The sequence below is a fragment of the Thalassobacillus devorans genome, from assembly GCF_011761345.1.
Lineage (GTDB): Bacteria > Bacillota > Bacilli > Bacillales > Halobacillaceae > Thalassobacillus > Thalassobacillus devorans.
Genome location: NZ_JAASRY010000004.1, coordinates 340,226 through 358,462 on the forward strand (window position 1 = coordinate 340,226; position 18,237 = coordinate 358,462).

The 18,237-nt window shown below is 42.6% G+C and carries 20 protein-coding genes; 6 read left to right on the forward strand and 14 right to left on the reverse strand.

The window, feature by feature from the left end:
* Nucleotides 1–225: 225 nt before the first annotated feature.
* Nucleotides 226–3,591 carry a DNA polymerase III subunit alpha gene (dnaE, locus tag FHS45_RS14850; RefSeq protein ID WP_062447273.1) on the reverse strand — a complete coding sequence of 1,122 codons (3,366 nt, stop codon included), beginning with the start codon at nt 3,589–3,591 and terminating at the stop codon, nt 226–228.
* Nucleotides 3,592–3,742: 151 nt separating this feature from the next.
* Between dnaE and FHS45_RS14855 the strand changes: the two genes are divergently transcribed.
* The 3 genes from FHS45_RS14855 to FHS45_RS14865 all read left to right on the forward strand — a co-directional run bounded on the left by FHS45_RS14855 (nt 3,743) and on the right by FHS45_RS14865 (nt 4,885).
* On the forward strand, nt 3,743–4,075 hold the full coding sequence (locus FHS45_RS14855) for a YtrH family sporulation protein (protein WP_062447276.1): 333 nt from the start codon (nt 3,743–3,745) through the stop codon (nt 4,073–4,075).
* A complete protein-coding gene (gene ytrI, locus FHS45_RS14860; RefSeq protein ID WP_062447278.1) occupies nt 4,075–4,566 on the forward strand; it encodes a sporulation membrane protein YtrI in 492 nt (163 codons plus the stop codon). The genes FHS45_RS14855 and ytrI overlap by 1 nt, the downstream gene beginning before the upstream one ends.
* Nucleotides 4,567–4,684: 118 nt before the next feature.
* Nucleotides 4,685–4,885, forward strand: coding sequence for a YtzJ family protein (locus FHS45_RS14865; protein ID WP_062447281.1), 201 nt, complete (start codon nt 4,685–4,687; stop codon nt 4,883–4,885).
* Between the two features lie 71 nt (nt 4,886–4,956).
* On the opposite strand, the gene FHS45_RS14870 is transcribed toward FHS45_RS14865, so the two are convergent.
* Nucleotides 4,957–5,913, reverse strand: coding sequence for a DHH family phosphoesterase (locus tag FHS45_RS14870; RefSeq protein WP_062447284.1), 957 nt, complete (start codon nt 5,911–5,913; stop codon nt 4,957–4,959).
* A gap of 125 nt (nt 5,914–6,038) precedes the next feature.
* On the opposite strand from FHS45_RS14870, the gene FHS45_RS14875 reads away from it, so the two are divergent.
* A complete protein-coding gene (locus tag FHS45_RS14875) occupies nt 6,039–6,341 on the forward strand; it encodes a YtpI family protein (protein ID WP_062447287.1) in 303 nt (100 codons plus the stop codon).
* A 96-nt stretch (nt 6,342–6,437) separates the two neighbouring features.
* Here FHS45_RS14875 and FHS45_RS14880 read toward each other — a convergent pair whose 3' ends face one another.
* The 10 genes from FHS45_RS14880 to FHS45_RS14925 all read right to left on the reverse strand — a co-directional run bounded on the left by FHS45_RS14880 (nt 6,438) and on the right by FHS45_RS14925 (nt 15,959).
* Nucleotides 6,438–7,751 (reverse strand): CBS domain-containing protein, encoded by a 1,314-nt coding sequence (locus FHS45_RS14880; protein ID WP_181949542.1) that lies wholly within the window; start codon nt 7,749–7,751, stop codon nt 6,438–6,440.
* 186 nt (nt 7,752–7,937) lie between these two features.
* Nucleotides 7,938–8,618: a metal-dependent hydrolase gene (locus FHS45_RS14885; protein WP_062447293.1), complete on the reverse strand. Its 681-nt coding sequence runs from the start codon at nt 8,616–8,618 to the stop codon at nt 7,938–7,940.
* Between the two features lie 41 nt (nt 8,619–8,659).
* A complete protein-coding gene (locus FHS45_RS14890; protein ID WP_062447296.1) occupies nt 8,660–10,210 on the reverse strand; it encodes a polyamine aminopropyltransferase in 1,551 nt (516 codons plus the stop codon).
* Between the two features lie 806 nt (nt 10,211–11,016).
* Complete coding sequence (locus FHS45_RS14895; RefSeq protein ID WP_062447299.1) at nt 11,017–11,412, reverse strand: DUF350 domain-containing protein; 396 nt, start codon at nt 11,410–11,412, stop codon at nt 11,017–11,019.
* Nucleotides 11,413–11,431: 19 nt separating this feature from the next.
* Entirely contained in the window at nt 11,432–12,112 is a 681-nt protein-coding gene (locus FHS45_RS14900; RefSeq protein ID WP_062447302.1) for a DUF4247 domain-containing protein, read from the reverse strand.
* A gap of 120 nt (nt 12,113–12,232) precedes the next feature.
* On the reverse strand, nt 12,233–12,901 hold the full coding sequence (locus FHS45_RS14905; RefSeq protein WP_062447304.1) for a PspA/IM30 family protein: 669 nt from the start codon (nt 12,899–12,901) through the stop codon (nt 12,233–12,235).
* Between the two features lie 20 nt (nt 12,902–12,921).
* A complete protein-coding gene (locus tag FHS45_RS14910) occupies nt 12,922–13,434 on the reverse strand; it encodes a DUF4178 domain-containing protein (protein WP_062448085.1) in 513 nt (170 codons plus the stop codon).
* A gap of 144 nt (nt 13,435–13,578) precedes the next feature.
* Nucleotides 13,579–14,700 (reverse strand): alanine dehydrogenase, encoded by a 1,122-nt coding sequence (gene ald / locus FHS45_RS14915; RefSeq protein WP_062447306.1) that lies wholly within the window; start codon nt 14,698–14,700, stop codon nt 13,579–13,581.
* A gap of 163 nt (nt 14,701–14,863) precedes the next feature.
* The gene (locus FHS45_RS14920) at nt 14,864–15,622 is read right to left on the reverse strand and encodes an SDR family oxidoreductase (protein ID WP_062447309.1); all 759 of its coding nucleotides are present in this window, start codon (nt 15,620–15,622) and stop codon (nt 14,864–14,866) included.
* Nucleotides 15,623–15,809: 187 nt separating this feature from the next.
* Entirely contained in the window at nt 15,810–15,959 is a 150-nt protein-coding gene (locus tag FHS45_RS14925) for a hypothetical protein (protein ID WP_157620212.1), read from the reverse strand.
* A gap of 118 nt (nt 15,960–16,077) precedes the next feature.
* Between FHS45_RS14925 and FHS45_RS14930 the strand changes: the two genes are divergently transcribed.
* Together FHS45_RS14930 and FHS45_RS14935 are read left to right on the forward strand one after the other, a co-directional pair.
* Entirely contained in the window at nt 16,078–16,527 is a 450-nt protein-coding gene (locus tag FHS45_RS14930) for a universal stress protein (RefSeq protein ID WP_062447311.1), read from the forward strand.
* Nucleotides 16,528–16,542: 15 nt separating this feature from the next.
* Nucleotides 16,543–16,878, forward strand: a complete 336-nt coding sequence (locus tag FHS45_RS14935; RefSeq protein ID WP_062447317.1) for a hypothetical protein — start codon at nt 16,543–16,545, stop codon at nt 16,876–16,878.
* 17 nt (nt 16,879–16,895) lie between these two features.
* Here FHS45_RS14935 and FHS45_RS14940 read toward each other — a convergent pair whose 3' ends face one another.
* Both FHS45_RS14940 and FHS45_RS14945 read right to left on the reverse strand, forming a co-directional pair.
* A complete protein-coding gene (locus tag FHS45_RS14940; RefSeq protein ID WP_062447320.1) occupies nt 16,896–17,408 on the reverse strand; it encodes a MogA/MoaB family molybdenum cofactor biosynthesis protein in 513 nt (170 codons plus the stop codon).
* A complete protein-coding gene (locus tag FHS45_RS14945; protein ID WP_082412096.1) occupies nt 17,398–18,237 on the reverse strand; it encodes an EcsC family protein in 840 nt (279 codons plus the stop codon). Before FHS45_RS14945 ends, FHS45_RS14940 begins: the two co-directional genes overlap by 11 nt.

Here is an 18,237-nt window from a genome sequence, read left to right on the forward strand (position 1 = left end):
CGAGATAGTTGGGTCCGTTACCGAAAGGTAAGGGATGGGCTGTGAAACGATTCGCTTTCCAGCCGCCCCTGACACTTTTATGGTATAGAACCGTAGATATCTCGCAATCAAGTCTTCGACTTTTCGGTCCTTTTGTTGAATAAGTCTTTTGAAAACAAGTTAAGTGAACCTTTATAATAGAAAGAGCTTAACAGACCATTTTTGGTCCGCTAAGCCCATCCCTTTTTATTTAGTAGATGCTGGAACGACTGAGTCTTTCCCGAAATAATCATGCAGCGCTGCCAGGGATTCTCTTGTCAGTTTTACGTAATACTCGCTGGAGAGCTGGTAGGTTTTTCCCTTTTTGGCATGATGGACAATGACAGGCGTATTACCTGGAAAATGTTCAGCTATTTGCCGAATCGCCTGCAAAGCATCAATCTCTTCCTGTTCTGAAAGTTTGATGAATAGTTTTTTAGGAGTCTCTGTGTCCGCTTCCAGAATATCTTCTGAAAATGGCTGGATATCAGACAACAGCCATTGAAGCTGATTGTTCCGATCCTCAATATTCCCCTCAAAACAGATTAACATTTCTTCCTGAAGCCACGGTCTAACCTTTCTGTATAGCTCAGGAAAAACCACGGTTTCTGCTTCTCCTTGTTCATCACTGATAGTCATGAAAGCCATCGGGTCTCCGCGCTTGGTCCTGATTTGCTTAATATGTTCGACTACACCACAAGCTTTTAATCGTTTCTTCTGCTTGACGGCATCCATTTGCCTTAAGGCGATAAAGCCGTTGGTACGAAGCTTCTGACGGTAAGTTTCTAAGGGATGCCTCGACATGTAGGTGCCGAGCACCTCTTTTTCCATGGATAATTGTTTCATTTGTGAAAACGGCTCTGTTTGAACATAATTGACGTCCAAAGTCAATTCATCCTGAAAAAAGGATGGCTGATCATCAAACTCCTTAAAAAGTTCCCCCTGTTCTATGGCATGATCGACGCTGGCAAGGAGGCCTGCCCGGCTATTGTATGTTTCATCAAATGCACCTGCCAAAATAAGCGATTCGATCACTTGTCTGTTTACTGCCTTTAAAGGAACCCTTAAACAAAAATCAAAGATATTTTTGAATGTACCTTGCTTTCTTGTTTCCAGAATTTCTTGTACCGCCTGCATTCCTACGCCTTTTATGGAAAGCAGTCCCATTTGGATATTTCCTTTTTTCACTCGAAAAACCATATTGCTATGATTGATAGAAGGAGAAAAAACCTGAATACCTGCTTCTTTCGCTTCCCGGATGTAGGAGGCAAGCTTTTCATGGTTACCTGCATTAGCGTTCATCAGCTCTGCTAGAAAGAAAGCTGGATAATGAGCTTTCAAATAAGCGAGCTGATAGGAAATCATACTATACGCTACCGCATGGCTTCGGTTAAAGCCATAGTTCGAAAACTTAACAATCCAATGATATATTTCTTCTGCTACACTTTTCTGATAGCCTTGCCGCCTGGCACCCTCGATAAAGGCTTTATACTGCTCTTCTATCAAATCTTGCTTCTTTTTACTGACTGCTCTTCTTAAAATATCGGCCTGCCCCAGGCTGAAGCCTGCGATTTGGTTGGCTACCTGCATGATTTGCTCTTGATAGACCAGCACACCGAATGTTTTTTCTAATATTGGTTTTACATCCGGATGGGGATAGGCTACCGAAGTTTCTCCATGTTTCCTGGCGATATAAACCGGGATATATTCCATCGGACCTGGCCGGTATAACGCATTGACCGCTACCACATCTTCAAACCGATTGGGCTTTAGTCGTTGTAAAACATTTTTCATTCCCTGAGATTCCAATTGAAATATTCCATTCGTACGCCCGTCACGTAATAATTGGTAGGTTTCCATGTCTTCAAAAGGTACAGAATCAAGCGAAAATTCCGGATTGCCGGAACGTATAATATTTGCTTCAATTCTCTCGAGCAGCGTTAAATTCCGTAAACCAAGAAAGTCCATTTTAAGCAAACCGATTGTTTCCAAATCTCCCATGGCAAATTGCGTGAGGGGGACACCTTCATGCCCAGCCATCAACGGTACATCCTGGGTGAGCGGAACATCACTGATGACTACACCGGCTGCGTGCGTAGAAGTATGTCTTGGCAGACCTTCCAGTTTGGCGGCAATTTTAAACAATAATTGTAACTTCCGAGACTGGCGGATATAGGCTGCCAGCTCTTCGGATTGCTTTACAGTTCCTACAATTGTTCTGTTACTGCTAGCAGAAAACTCTTTAAGTATAAAAGCAGCATCCTGTTGATCGATACCTATGGTTTTAAAAAGTTCCCTTAACAAACTTCTGGCTGCAAATGTACCGAAAGTGATAATCTGAGCTACACGATCTGCCCCGTATTTGTTGGTGACATACTGGATCACCTCATCCCTCCGATGGTCAGAGAAGTCAATATCAATATCAGGCATTGTCACCCGCTCAGGATTTAGAAATCGTTCAAACAATAAATCGTATTGGATCGGATTGACTTCCGTGATACCAAGCAGATAGGCGACTAGCGATCCAGCAGCAGACCCCCGCCCTGGTCCTACTTTGATATTATTCCTCTTTGCATAGGCAACAAAGTCCCAAACAATCAGGAAATAATCACTAAAATTCATAGAAGCGATTACTCCCCATTCATATTCAAGGCGTTCCTTTGCCTGCTTTCTTTCCGTTTCTTCCATTTTTTCTAATGCCTTCATGCATAATTCCTTTAGGTATTCATCGGAAGATTTTCCCTCAGGGACAGGAAAACTGGGGATTCTTTTTTCTTCCAACGACAGTGTCACATTACATTGATCAGCAATCTGATTGGATGATGTAAGAATTTCTGGCCACCAGTCAGAGAACAACTCTTCCATTTCATCAGGAGTTCTCAGATGATGATTTTTGTTTGAGCTATCCATAGCGTCAGATGACCAGCGCCGCCCTTCCCTGATTGCTGTTAAGCAGTCATATGCCTGCGCATCTTCTTCTTGCAGATATCGGACATCCTGCAAAGCGACTGCAGAAAATCCATACTGATCGACAAACGGCTTCAGGGTTCTGTGCAACCTTCTTTCCTGTTCCAGCTGATGGTCTCCTACCCCTATATAAGCCTTTGATCTTTCAAATAACGAAGACCATTCCGAGAAAAAGTGATAGGCAGCCTGTTCCTGACCCTTCTCAAGATAGACTGCTAACGGGGACCCTGCTGCAGGCAAGATAAAAATTACGCCGGTAGTGTAGGGCTGTAACTCCTCCAGTTCCAAACTACGTTTATCTCCAGCTTGTATGTATGTGCTCAATTTTAGGAGATTTTTATATCCCTCCTGATTTTCTGCTAATAATACGGCAGAAAAAAGGGTTTCTCCTTCCAACAATCCAACTGACATGCCAATAACCGGATGGATGTCCGCCTCGTGACACGCCTGGTAAAATTCCAAGGCCCCGTGCAAGACCCCCTCATCCGTTAGTGCCAATGAATTAAAGCCGCTCTGTTTTGTTCTTTCCACTAACTTTTTTATGGATATACTGCTTTTCATTAAGCTATAACCACTACGTACTTGCAAGTGGGTAAACGAAGCCATTCCAATCACCTTTCTTCCTTAACTATAATTATAGCTGATACATGAAGGGGAATGAAACCAGACCGCATACCTTGTCTGATAAATTCATAAATATAATAGAAGTATATAAAAAAGACAGGCCGGGAAGTACATGCAAGAGAGGATGAAGATAGTGGAAGAACGATTAATTGTTTCCATGATTCATGTTTTTTTCATAGCGTTCGGGGTCATGGTAGGCGGGGCCTTTCTTGGTAGTCTGGGTAGTCTTATAACAGGAGAAGCTCCTTATACATCGATGGTACGGATTGCCAAAGGGTTGAGGATATGGGCTATTGTTGCAGCTATCGGAGGAACTTTTGATACGATTGCCCGGTTTGAAAAAGGAATATTCGATGGATCGACCTTTGATTTATTTAAACAAATCATGGTCATTGTTGCAGCCATGGGGGGAGTAAAAGCAGCAATGGTATTTTTTCAATGGATTTTGCAAGAGGATATCACATAATGCATATACCGACATACTATAAACGGGAAAGCTGGCAGCGTTTTTTTGCCGGGGTAGTCGTCGGTGCCATTATTGCCTATGGTCTTTTATTATATGTACACGGGAGCTTGCTTGAACATTGGGTAGAGGAAAACATTCGACTGCGAGGAAAACTGACAGAGCTTGAATCTGCGTATGAGGGATTACTGAACACCCACGAAGAAGAACAGGAACAATTCACCATTAAACAAATTGGAATCACCTTTACAAACGATAAACGACTGCAATTGGATCGGCTGACGAAACATCAATTAGAAACTCTAATCAAAGGGGAATTAGAGGATGTCATAGGGAGAAATGTAGAAGATGTTGGCGAAAACCGTGACTTCCTTATAAAAGCTGTAGAGAATAAACGGTATCAAATTGATGAGTTCACCTACCGGGTAGAGGTCGTTCAGCTTATCATTTACAGGCAGCTAAGCTTAGAATTAAGCATTTCTATTGATACTTAATGAGCAAAATTGAAGTTATGACAAAATGATGAAATTTTCAGAAAAATGTAGCAGAAATCTGTTGAACATTATACAATAGAGTTAGATAAATAGCATTCTATACAAAGGGGTGAGTGATATGTTGATTATGGACCGTCACCGTCTGGTTGAAGAAAAGATTGCACAGCTTATGAACGGTTACACCGCATACGCAGAAACTGATGAACTCATCCGTCTAATGAAAAGAGATGTAGCCAGACGCCAGCTTAATGTCTTTTTCGATCGTACCGATACCGGCTGTTGGTTCATTCCGGTAGATCCGATCGAGTCTAAGCATTAATAATAATGAACCCTCACGGACCTGATACAGATACAGGACGGAGGGTTATTTTGTTTGTTTCTTATTAAGTTTCAGCTGTTTTCAAGCTTATGCTTGCGGCATACCTTTTCCAGTTCCGCGGCGATAGCTTCCGTTTCTTTCCAGGAATGGGCTGATGCCCCTGCTGCCATTGGATGGCCACCGCCATTAAATTTTGCCGCCACCCCATTGATCACAGGCCCTCTGGAACGCAACCGAACCCTTATTACCTCATCTTCTTCCACGAAGAATGCCCAGGAAAGAACCCCTTCCACATCACCAAGTATGCCTACCAATTGACTTGTTTCCAGGACGGAAACCCCGTATTCCTCCATAATCTCTTTTGTTATCCGAATTGTACTCAGCCCTGAAGAGGAAACCGTGAAATGTTGCAAAATGTATCCTTTCAGCCGTACAATATTCATCTTCGTTGTATACATCCCATCATATAAACTTGGACGGTCAAACGAATATTCGACTAAATCCGCGGCATATTTCAATGTCTTCGGAGTCGTACTAGGGAAGAGAAAGCGCCCCGTATCCCCCACAATACCTGCATACAAAAGGCGGGCCCCTTTCTCTGTGAGCCTGGCCCCCTCCGTTTTCATTTCAAGATAAAATTCATAAATCAACTCACTGGTGGAGCTTGCATCCGTGTCAACCCACTGGATGTCCCCGTATTTGTCTACATTCGGATGATGGTCAATCTTAATTACTTCTTTTCCTTTTGTATAGCGTTGATCATCAACTCTTGCTTCATTAGCGGTATCGCATACGAGGACAAGCGCATGATTATAATCATCATCGGATATCTCATCCATCCTTATAAGAAAATTCAGGGATGGGTCTTCCTCACCGGCAAGTAAAATTTCTTTGTCTGGAAAACTGGCGCGGATGATTTCTTTCAGTCCACCTGTCGACCCCAGAGCATCCGGGTCAGGACGTACATGTCTGTGGATAATGATTTTCTCGTATTCTTTAATTTTCTGGAAGATTTCTTTTTTGCACATATGATTTCTCCTTACCTTGCATGGTTACTTCTTATTTAATCATAGAAACTTAATAACAGGTAGCATAAATCTTTAAAACAAGCTACAATGGTATTGATTTAAGACATTTTTAGGGAGTAGATTTCATGTTGATATTTTCTACCTTGATTCTGGTATCACTCGTTCTATATATTTATTATAAAGTGAACATTACCCGGACCAGGGACAGATTGACACAATTATATTTCAATGGAAAAGCACGTATCTGTCTGGGCAGCTTCGTATTCTTTTTCGGGATCAACCAATACCTTTTTTATGGTACAAAACTTTCCCTATATATCGGGATCATATTTCTCATTCTAGGCGGGATGCAAATGTATACCGGTTTTAAAAGTTCACGCCATTATAAAAAAGAATATCAAAAACAAGAGGCAGCAGTATCGAACTGATATCGATCGAAAAGGCAGCGCATATTCGCACTGCCTTTTTTTAATGTTATGTCTAATTTACATCCATCCCTCAAAATATAACAAAGATTTCTATTATTATCGATCGATTAGCTGAGCCATCAATAAAGCTTTTCCAACCAATGTTTTTTCATGGTAAAGCTCCACATCCACCTTCGCGAATTTACGACCAACTTCCATGATATGTGGTTTGATTTCAATAACACTTTCTATTTGTACCGGTTTAATGAAATAAACGGATAAATTTTCCACTACCAAATCACCTTTTTTATACTTGCGAAGCAATCTGCTGCTTGCTTCTGTAACTAGAGAAGTAAATACTCCGTAAGAAAGGCTGCCAAGCTGATTGGTCATTTGCGGTGTAACAGCTACCTGGAACAGCATATCATTACCCTCTTCGGCGAGAACTTCTACTTGTTTGCTAACCAGATCGTCTATGGTTTCACCCACCTGAGGCTGGCGCTGGATATGCTGGAGAGCTTTTAATACATCCTGTCTTGAAATCAGGCCCTGCAACTTATGATGCTGATCAACTACAGGCATTATTTCAATACCTTCCCAAACCATCATGTGAGCGGCATTTGCTAAGGAAGTTTTTGTCTGAACGGTCATAGGGTTCTTTGTCATCACTTTATCAATACCCAGAATTCTGTCTTTTCCGATTACATCTTTAGACGTGACCATCCCTACTACCCGGTTACCGGCGTCGACTACTGGATATCTGCTGTGAGAGGTTGCCTCATTTAATTCATGCCAGTTTTGAACGGAATCTGTTGTTTTAAGGTAATGAGATTGCTCATATGAAGTGTAGATATCTTCGACAAGGACGATTTCTTTTTTAATCAGCTGGTCATAAATAGCGCGGTTGATCATTGCAGCTACGGTAAACGTATCATAGCTTGTTGAAATGATCGGGAGTTTTTTCTCATCCGCAAGCTTCTTGACGCGTTCCTCGGTGTCAAAACCACCTGTAATTAACACAGCCGCTCCTTCTTTTAGCGCTAATTCATGGGCATTCGTACGGTTACCGACAATCAATAACGACCCTGCTTCAGTATAACGCATCATCGCTTCCAGTTTCATGGCGCCGATGACAAACTTATTCAACGTTTTATAAAGCCCTTCTCTTCCCCCAAGGACCTGACCATCAACTATATTGATAATTTCCGCAAAGGTGAGGCGTTCAATGTTTTCCTTTTTCTTCTTTTCGATACGGATTGTCCCCACCCGCTCAATTGTACTTACCAGGCTTTGATTTTCCGCTTCTTTAATCGCTCGGTAGGCGGTTCCTTCACTTACATTCAATTCTTTCGCGATTTGGCGTACGGATATTTTATTGCCCACAGAAAGTGATTCAATAAATTGCAGGATCTGTTCATGTTTCGTAGCCATTGTCATTCACCATTCTTTCTAACTGTACTAGTGTTTATGTAGCTAATTGTTATTATACAGATGATACAGGCTTCCTGCAATTTTTTACAGAAAATCCAAGCTCCGCATATTCATTGGTAAATCCGCCATGCTTATTATCCCATAATAAAACCGCCACTCGTGTAGAGTGACGGTTCAATGTCTTACTTATAGTTCAATAGATTCGCCTACTTCCAATGCTTTCCCTGTACCCGGGCTAACTTTTTCTGCGAATGCTTTTCCGTCCTGGTTGATTAAATCGAAGGTGTTATAGTGGATAGGCACAACCTGTTTAGCATCGAGCCACTTCGCTGCTACTAGTGCATCGTCAGGTCCCATAGTGAAATTATCTCCGATTGGCAGGAACGCCAACTCGATATCATTCATTTCACCAATCATTTTCATATCACTGAACAATCCAGTATCACCCGCATGGAAGATGGTCTTCCCCTCAACCGTCAATAAAATACCAGTTGGCATACCAGTGTAAACGATCGTTCCATCTTCTTCCGCGTAAGAAGACCCGTGAAATGCCTGAGTAAACTTCACTTTCCCAAAATCGAACTCATGAGATCCGCCGATATACATCGGATGCGCATTCACACCTTTATTACCAAGGTAAGTAGCCAGTTCGAAAGGCGCTACTACCAAGGCGTCATTACGCTTAGCTATATCTACCGTGTCCCCAACATGATCGTTATGACCATGCGTTAACAGGATCACATCTGCTTTAACTTCATCGGCATTAAGGTCCGTATTTCCATTCTCAGAAATGAACGGATCGAATAAAATTGTTTTTCCATTCGCTTCCACTTTCACGACTGAATGACCATGATATGTTGCTTTCACACTATCCTCTCCTTCGTTCGTAGAATTTACTAAAACCTCACTTAGTAATTATCCCAAGCCTGCTCGTATTTTTCAATTAAATGAGGGTCGATCAATGTATTCGGTTTCAGGGAAACCTTTTCCCCTTTCCGATTGAATATTTCCCTGTCCTCATCTTTTCCAAACACCGTAAATGCAGAAAGCAGCTCTTCGGTCAGAAACTCGGTTTCCACAGTAAAGTCTAGTCCAGATAAATTAATCGGATCCCGGGATGCCATGACAAACCCCCAATTCCCAAAGCTCGGAATATCCACATGAAAATTTTCCGTTTCTAACCCGGCTGAACGGATTGTTTCATCTATCGTCCAATAGACTTCTGTCGCAAACAAAGGACTTGTAGCTTGTACCATTGCTGCTCCCCCCGGACGCAGATGATTTCTTACTAAAGAGTAAAATTCACGTGTGTATAATTTGTTAAGACTCTCATTATTCGGGTCAGGAAGATCAATGAGAATGACATCATAAAATGTCCCGTCTTTCTCCAAATATTCAAAGGCATCTTCGTTACGCACAGTTACTCGGTTATCCTTTAATGCCCCCTGGTTCAGCTGCAGCAAATGAAAATTATTATTAGCCAGCTCGGTTATGGCAGGGTCTAAATCTATCAGGTTGATTGATTCTAATTCGCCATATTTTAATAGCTCCCTGACCGCAAGGCCATCCCCCCCACCCAGCACTAACACACGCTTAGCATCTTCAGCTGCAGCCATCGGTACGTGAACAAGGGTCTCATGGTAACGATATTCATCAAAAGAACTGAACTGCAGCGATCCATTGAGATAAAGACGGGTGTCCCCTTGTTCTTTGGTAAGGATAATTTTTTGGTAGGCGCTGTTTTCCGAATAGATAATAGGGTCCTTGTATAACTTCTGTTCAAAAGAAAAAGCCATTTCTTCTCCAAAAAACAATCCTGCAATCAGGAGTATAGCTATTCCCAACCCGGAAATCAGGTGAATTTTCAGCTTTAAGATTTCTTTACGGAATAAATAAAGCACAGCCATAGCTACTGTCAAGTTGATAAGCCCTACAAAGAATGCACTTTTAACCATACCTAATTGTGGTCTCAACAAGAAAACAAATAACAGACCCCCAATTAATCCACCGGCATAATCAGAAAATAATACGCGGGCAGTACTCCGGTTTAGTTCTACCCCAATCTCATTCGCTTTTCTTATGAGAATCGGCAATTCAAGCCCCGTCAGTGCCCCGATGGTCAAAGTCACAGTGTATAAAAATAAAGCATCTGTCCCGTCTGGTGCAAAAGCCGTCATTCCGAACATAATGAAGCTGGAAAAGCCCCCAATTAAAGCAACCATGAACTCTATCCAGATGAAAGCGACAATTAGTCGCTTCATCACCTTTTCGCTAATGGAAGCCCCAATCCCCATGCCTGTTAAGAAGAGGCTGATAGTCAATGTATATTGTTTGACTCCATCCCCAAGTATGTAGGAACCTAACGCGCCAAATAAAACTTCAAAAATGATACCGCAAATGGAGACAATACCAGAAGCCCAGTATATGAAATGACTCTGTTTGACAGCTTCTTGTTTCATAGTTAATCACTCCGAATGCCCTTAGAAAAACTCGGCTTGTCGCCAAGTACTTATAGCGAAAGCCTTAGTTTATCTTATACTTTAATCCTTTAACAAAGTTAAAATTTCTTAAAATAAATGCTCTGTTAAAGCTCCGTGTTGATTTCACAAAAATAGCTCCCAATTGATGAAGACTCAGTTTCGAGACGTTAGGTAGCGTTTATGGTGGCTGGGAAAACAGATCGCTTTCCGTGGGCATGTGGTGAGCTTCCTCAGGCTTCGCCTTGCAGGATCTCACCGATCATGTTCATCCCACAGGACTTTGAAATACTTCCTCGAAAAGACACCGCACGAAGGAAATGCGTAGCATTTTCGAGGAGTCTCACCGTTTTCCCAGCCACCATACGTTCGTTAGTTTCTCGAAACTTCCATCAGAAATAGAGTGCTTTTTGGTACAGAATATATGGTCAATTTACCAATGTAATTGGATTCTCATCACAAAATAGGGCTGGACTTTCCAAACACGATTTCGAGTATCTTATATGGCAAGGGGCGTGGGGGAAGGGTGAGACTCCTGCGGGAAAGGATAGACTGGCAAGACCCCGCAGAGCTTTAGCTCGAGGAGGCTTGCCGTCTTCCCCGCGGAAAGCGAATCCTTCCCCAACGTCCCAAAACTCTCACAATCATCTCGAAATCAAGCCTTCGACTTTTCGGCTCTATTGCGGAATAAGCCTATTATGAAAATCAACAACAAAGTTTAACAGAGCCAAAATAAAAATAAAGAAAAGAGCTGCACCGCCTAAGCGGAGGCAGCCCGAGACGAAGGCTTATGTGATTGATGCCCCGATAACGAAGGCTAAACCGATCGATACACCTACTGAAATGATGCCGACTGCTATATTGTTTTCTTTCAGCATGGTTTCGACAGAGAACTTTCGGGTGAAAAATTCAAACAGGTAATAGGCAAGCATTTGCAGCGCCACACCATAAGCACCCCAAATCAATGTATCCCACAGTGTCAAACTGTGATATATGGCAAATGAGAGGATGATACAAATTCCAACGATCTTTCCGGCTATCGATAACGCAACTGCAGTGTTACCCTGTTTAACTTCGTCCCAATCTTTATACTTGGACGTGATCACTTCAAAAATTGCCAAGCCGACCAATACAACAATAATGGCAATAACAAAATAAGCAAAAGTAGCAATGAATGGTCCCATAATTCAACCTCCTAGATAATTATTTTCCTGTGCCAGGTCCTCCACCGCGTCCCGACGAACCACGAAATGTACCTGTATCACCTGAACGGTATCCACCGTACATCGAGTACCCTCCATAACAATCATTGGATGCTCGGCAACGCCCAGCCTGTTTCTCTGCCCAATTATTAGAGTTCAGCATTCGGTTCAACACGGCATAAGTCAGGAGTCCACTAAAGAAACCTGGGGAGTAATGATTGCGTACGAATTGATCATTCGCCAGTTCTATGAACACCACTCCAGGCTCTTCTTCACTTTCTTTCATAATTACAAAATCATCCGGATATACAATCACTTGTTTATTATCGGTAAATTCACTCTTTTCTTCCGGCTCAAGCGTTTCAGAAAGCAGCTCGGCAAGTTCAGGTATGGTGAATTTCCTGGTTACATATACTTTGGAAATGCCCTGATCGGTACGTACAGTGTCAATCAGGGGAAAATGTTCACTGACCATTTCCTCAGCATCCTCTGGGCTGGATTGTTCCATCGCGGATACAATATCTGTTTTTGCCTGTTCATCTGGTAACTCATCATATGTACGTTCCTCGTTAGATAGGGGCCCGGTAATCCCTCTTGACCTCTCGTCATTACCGCCAAAGACATTCATGAACAAGACGATCACAATAATACCAAAGCCAAACAATACCAGGTAATCCTTCATATCGAGTCCTCCTTTCTGGAGAGAGATTCATGGACTAACGGAGAAGGGCCTGACTATTCGAGTCAGACCCTTCTACCATAGCTTCATTATCTGTTGTCATAGCTATGCTCAGTAAGTGGGTTACTCTTTGCCCATTTTTTTCTTTAAGGCCGCCAGCTCATCATCCACTCCGTTTTTCTCCAAAGCTTCAAATTCATCGTCCAGCGAACGGTTGGCCTGTGACATATCCTCGCTCGTTTCTGCTTCCGCTTCTTGCTGGAGTACTTTCTCCTCCATCCGGTCGAAACCCTGGCGAGAGTCATCTCCGCCGATATTGGACATCGTACGATTCATCTTCGTACGGGTTTTGGCAGATTCAGAACGAGCTTTAAGAGAATCTTTCTTCAATTTCATCTGCTGGTATTCCTTTTTCATTTCGTCAAGCTTTTCGCGCAGACTGTCTGCATCTGTTTTTGCCTGTTCCCAGGATGCCTCCAGCTGCTCCGCCTGCTCCTGTTGACTGTTCTTATCTTCCAGTGCCCGTCGTGCAAGATCTTCATTCCCTGCTTCGATCGCTTGTTCCGCTTGCTTCATTCGCTTATCGACAAGTGCCTGGGCGTCATCATATTTCCGTTTCAACATTTTCTCGTTTGCAATCTGCTTGGCAACAGCACTCTCCGCTTCACGGATATCATTTTCCATGTCGCGCATAAACTGATCCAGCATTTTCACTGGGTCTTCCGCTTTATCCAGCATCGCGTTCAACTCTGAATTAACAACCGTCTTCATACGTTTGAAAAATTGGAACATCTTCAAACTCCTCCTTTAAATTAATGGGAACCTGCTATAATTTTAATATCATACGGCTCAATATCGTGACCCAGACTCACTTCTGTATCGCTGCCCCAAGCCTCCACACTAAGATACTCTTTTTCATCTTCTGAAATATAATCGGCATACTGGATCATTTGCCCATTAACGTTGCTGCTTCTTCCCTCACCTACTACTCTTGCCTGCCCACCGCTATCCTTATGAAAAGCATTTCCTTCATATTCCAATTTGCTCGGGAAAGGCTGAGAGACGGGCAGTTTGATAGTACGATAAATACCCAGCTCTAATTCATCGTCCATTTCAGCTGAAAGCCAAATTGTGGAGCGTCCTTCAAGCAATTGATAACCAAACCATTCATAGGCATGTTCCCTATAAGTGATTTTTCCCACCACTTCATAATCCACCAGCTCATAGTTCACGATATCTCCCACTTGGATATTCAGCGGCGTTCGCTCTTTCACTTTTGGAACTTGCGCTTTTTTATTTGAAAATAAACGTGATAACAATCCCAGACCGTTCACCTCTCCTTCCTAAAAAACGCTGTGTCACTTTTATATACGGAGTGATAATAAGAACGTTTCATTTTTTATTAAAATTTTTATATTTATGCTATCTAAAACAGCGAGGAAAGTTTGAACCTTCCTCGCTGTTCTCCCTTAATTATACATTAACAATGCCTCAACATCTGAGTATTCCAGCTGATGAGCTTCAGCAACTGCACGGTACGTGACAAAACCATCCAGTGTATTGATTCCTTTCCGCAATGCTTTATTATCCTGACAAGCCTGACGATATCCTTTGTTGGCCAGCTGAAGCGCGTAGGGAATAGTGACATTGGTCAATCCTATTGTAGATGTTCTTGGAACTGCCCCAGGCATATTGGCGACAGCATAATGGACAACCCCATGTTTCTCATATGTTGGGTTGTCATGTGTCGTGATTCGATCCGTCGTTTCAAAAATACCCCCCTGGTCGATTGCCACATCTACGATAACAGAACCTTTCATCATAGACTGCACCATTTCATCAGTAACTAGTTTCGGGGCTTTCGCTCCAGGAATCAAGACAGCTCCGATTACCAGGTCCGATTCCGCAAGGGCTTCCTGGATATTCAATGGATTTGACATTAATGTATTGATTTCGGACCCAAATATATCATCCAATTGTCGTAAACGTTCTGGATTTAAATCGATGATGGTGACATCGGCACCGAGTCCCATCGCTATTTTGGCAGCGTTCGTTCCCACAACTCCCCCGCCGATTACGGTCACACGGCCGCGGCGAACGCCCGGAATACCTCCAAGTAAAATACCTTTACCACCATGCAATTTTTCTAAAAACTGTGCGCCTATCTGGGAAGCCATACGACCGGCAACTTCACTCATCGGAGTCAATAGTGGCAGCGAGCCATTATCCAATTGGACCGTTTCATAAGCAATGCTGACCACTTTACGGTCGATCAATGCTTTTGTCAATTCCGGCTCTGGAGCCAGATGAAGATACGTAAACAAGATAAGCCCTTCATAGAAATAATCATATTCTTCAGGAAGGGGCTCTTTAACCTTCATGACCATCTCCTGACTCCAGGCTTCTTTAGCTGTGTCGACAATGTGGGCTCCCGCTTCTATGTACTGCGCATCCGTGAAATTAGAGCCTACTCCTGCATTTGTTTCCACATACACTTCATGACCGGCATTTGTCAAAGAAATAACCCCGGCCGGAGTCATAGCAACGCGATTTTCATTGTTTTTTATCTCTCTGGGTACTCCGATTCTCATGTTCATTAACCTCCCAATCCATTGTTCTAGGACTCTTGTCCTTACCTTCTCACAATCACTATACCATTATTTGTGTCGAGTGGATAGATGACACAAATGTAAGCCTTTACATTGTAACAAAAATCTTTATTATTTACATTTTAAATCGACATAATTTTCACCATCATCGATGACGGTGGATGACATCCAGTCCTCCGGTCACCTCATATACCGCTCCGGTTATCATGTCGCTGTCTTTATCACATAAAAATTCGATGGTACGGGCGATATCTTCTCCTGTACCTGACCGGCCTATAGGAGTATGTTCATCATGGTCTTTGCGGCTTTCTGCAATTGTTGCTTCCTTCATGTTCCCCGTAATATTTCCTGGGCAAACCATGTTGGATGTTATGCCATTTTCCGCTTCTTCAAAAGCTATCGTTTTCGTCAGGGAAACCAGTCCGACTTTAGCAGCTGCAAAAGCGGAACGATAGATCCATCCTGAAGCTGCCCCAGCCCCTTGAAACCCGTAATTGATGATTCGACCGAATTGCTGCTTTCTCATATAAGGAGCAACCTGTTGAAATAAATGAAAGGAGGCATCCAGATTGCCACGAATCATAGCATCCCATTCTTCTTGTGTATAATCGAGTAATTTCTTACGTTCAAAGATGTAAGGCCCCGCATTATTGATCAAATAATCAATTCTCCCAAAACGGTCCACGGCTTCCTGGACGAGCCTGATCAGATCTTCTTTTTTTGTTACGTCGGCCTGGATAATCTGTATACGGCTGTGCTCCTCTGGCCATTCTTCCAAAAGCTGTTCGGCTTTGATGCGGTCAGTACGATAGGTAACCGTTACAGAATGTCCCTTTTCTAAGAAACGTGTAGTCACTACTTTACCCAGTCCTTTTGTCCCGGCCGTAATCAGTGCATGGCGCATAACGATTCCCCCTTCAGTCTTTGACAATCAGCTGTTTTTTATGTAAATATCCCAACATTTCGCTGTTCTCGAGATGATAAACTGTACACTCTACCTCTACTTTACTACATAAAGGGAAAATGGTTCACATGTGACGCATTCTTAACCAAAAGGCAGCATGAAAATACCATGCCATGCTGCCTCTGATTCAATCCGATTCGGGGTTCTGATGTCTGTCACTCTTATGCTGCTTTTTATTACGTGGGGGAAATTCAATATTTCCTGTCTGAAAGCTTTCATTAATTCCTTCTTCTGGGGTTTCCTCTGGTTGTCTAATTTGTTTCTGATCTTCTTTCATGTATATCACCTCCATTTATAATGTTCACAAAAGTGTATATTTTCATCACTGACAACGTTTACATTAATAACATTCTGCATGTTATAATAGAAGTATAAAAAGGAAGGGAGCGTTTCCTATGTCATTTGAATACAGCCATATTGTGGTAGCTATTGATGGTTCTAACGCTGCTGAATACGCTTTTAATAAAGCGATAGATATCGCCAAACGAAATGATGCCCAGCTGATTCTTTCCCACGTAGTCGATACACGCGCATTTGCCACAGTGGAAGCCTATGACAGGTCTCTTGCTATTCGCGCGGAAGGTTACGCGAAAGAGCTGTTGGATGAATATCAGGATAAAGCGAAGGAAGCAGGAGTTGAAAATGTCATAATCGATGTTGAATATGGCTCACCTAAAATAAAAATCGCAAAAGATGTGGCACCTAAATACAAAGCAGACTTAATTATCTGTGGAGCTACCGGGTTAAATGCTATGGAACGTTTCTTCATCGGAAGTGTATCGGAACATATTACCCGATATGCCAAGTGTGATGTACTGGTTGTACGGATGCCAGAACAAAAATAATGGATTGGAGACTTTATGGAACATTTTTTTACCTATGATTCACGGCTCGGGATTTCTGTACCGGAACTTCCACGATCATTCTCTTCCTATTCCATTGAGCAACAGGCAATTATATTAGCTGAATGGGAAAATCATAGGGGAGCAATACCGGATAGAGTCAAGGAGCTGGAGAGAGAAATAGACCAATGTCTTTATAAACTTAACCGCGAAGAGGATTTCGAAGCATCCTGTCGTTTGAACAATCAAATCAGTGAGTTTGCTTCTACTATCAATGACTTATGGATATGGTACCGGACGAACCCTCACATTACATCATCCAAAAACAACGAAAAAGCCCTGCCTATCAAATAAGAGAGGCAGGGTTAATTTTAGATATCTTTTTGGATTTCACGTACGATGTGGCTAAGTTCAGGAATGATCAGCTTATCCATCGCCAATTTCACCGCTCCGCTCGAACCGGGTGTCGAAAAAATTGCAGTATCCCCGCTTACACCGGCGATCGCACGGGAGAGTATAGCGGCTGATCCGATATCTTCTGTATAACTAAGCATACGGAACACTTCCCCAAAGCCGGTGATTTCTTTATCAAACAGGGCAGCCACTGTTTCAATTGTCACATCGCGTTTGGCAATCCCTGTTCCCCCATTTGTCAGAATCGCCTCCACTTCAGGGTCTTCACAACCATCACTAACCGCTTCTCTTATCGCTTGTCCCTCGTCTTTCACTATTCGATGATCAACGATATGATGTCCATGTGAGGTCAGGCGATCGATCATTAAATTCCCACTTTTATCTGTTTCTTTTGTTCTTGTGTCACTGACTGTAATAACCATGCAGCTGATAGAGAGCTTTGCTTCATCTTTATGTTGTTCAACGGACATGGTTTTCCCCACCTCCTTGTTCTAATAAATAACGATATTGATAAAATCTTAGAGCGAATTCAGATACCCTTCGAGTTAAACGATAATTGACTACTGCCCCGACTCCCACACTGACTAACGGAAGGCCCTGGATCACTTTCTTACGGAACATCATGATAAACAAAGATTTAAACACTTGCTTAAGTGGCTGCTCCAGCCAAGATTCATTAGTCAGCTCGTCTGTACCTTCAAACACATAGGGATGTCTATCATTTCTTATTTCCTTGATAAGTTCATCCCACGCCTTTTTCTGCATTCGTTTCGGCAAGGTTGCGGCATGGAAGACCCGTAGAGATAGCATCATTTCGTATGGGTGGTTCATTTCATGACCAAAGGACAACCCAATCATCTGTACAGCCCTGAGGTTCATCCCCATCATTAATGGAAAATCAATTCCGAATAATAACAACCCGCCTGTTCCTGTAAGGCCGCCCTGAGCGAAAGAATAAAGCCGGATTCGCGAGATCTGCTGTTGTGCGATATATGTAAGTCGATCGACTGATAAAACGTCCAAGTCGGAAATTTGTTCAATTTTTGAATCAAACACCCGCCCTACCGTAATGATGCGCTCTCTTGCATCATTCTGAAAAGAGGTGCCCTGGATGAAGGCATGGGTATGGAATAAGTAATTATCCAAATTACTAAAAAATAGCTTTTTCCACCTTGGATCGATATTTTCAAACGTCTGATTGACCCAGGCATCATACATCCGCTCAAAATCGTTGGGCTGGTAATCGGTATATTGTCTTTTCCACAGTTGGATGTCTTTGCTCACTTTTCTGTCACTCAT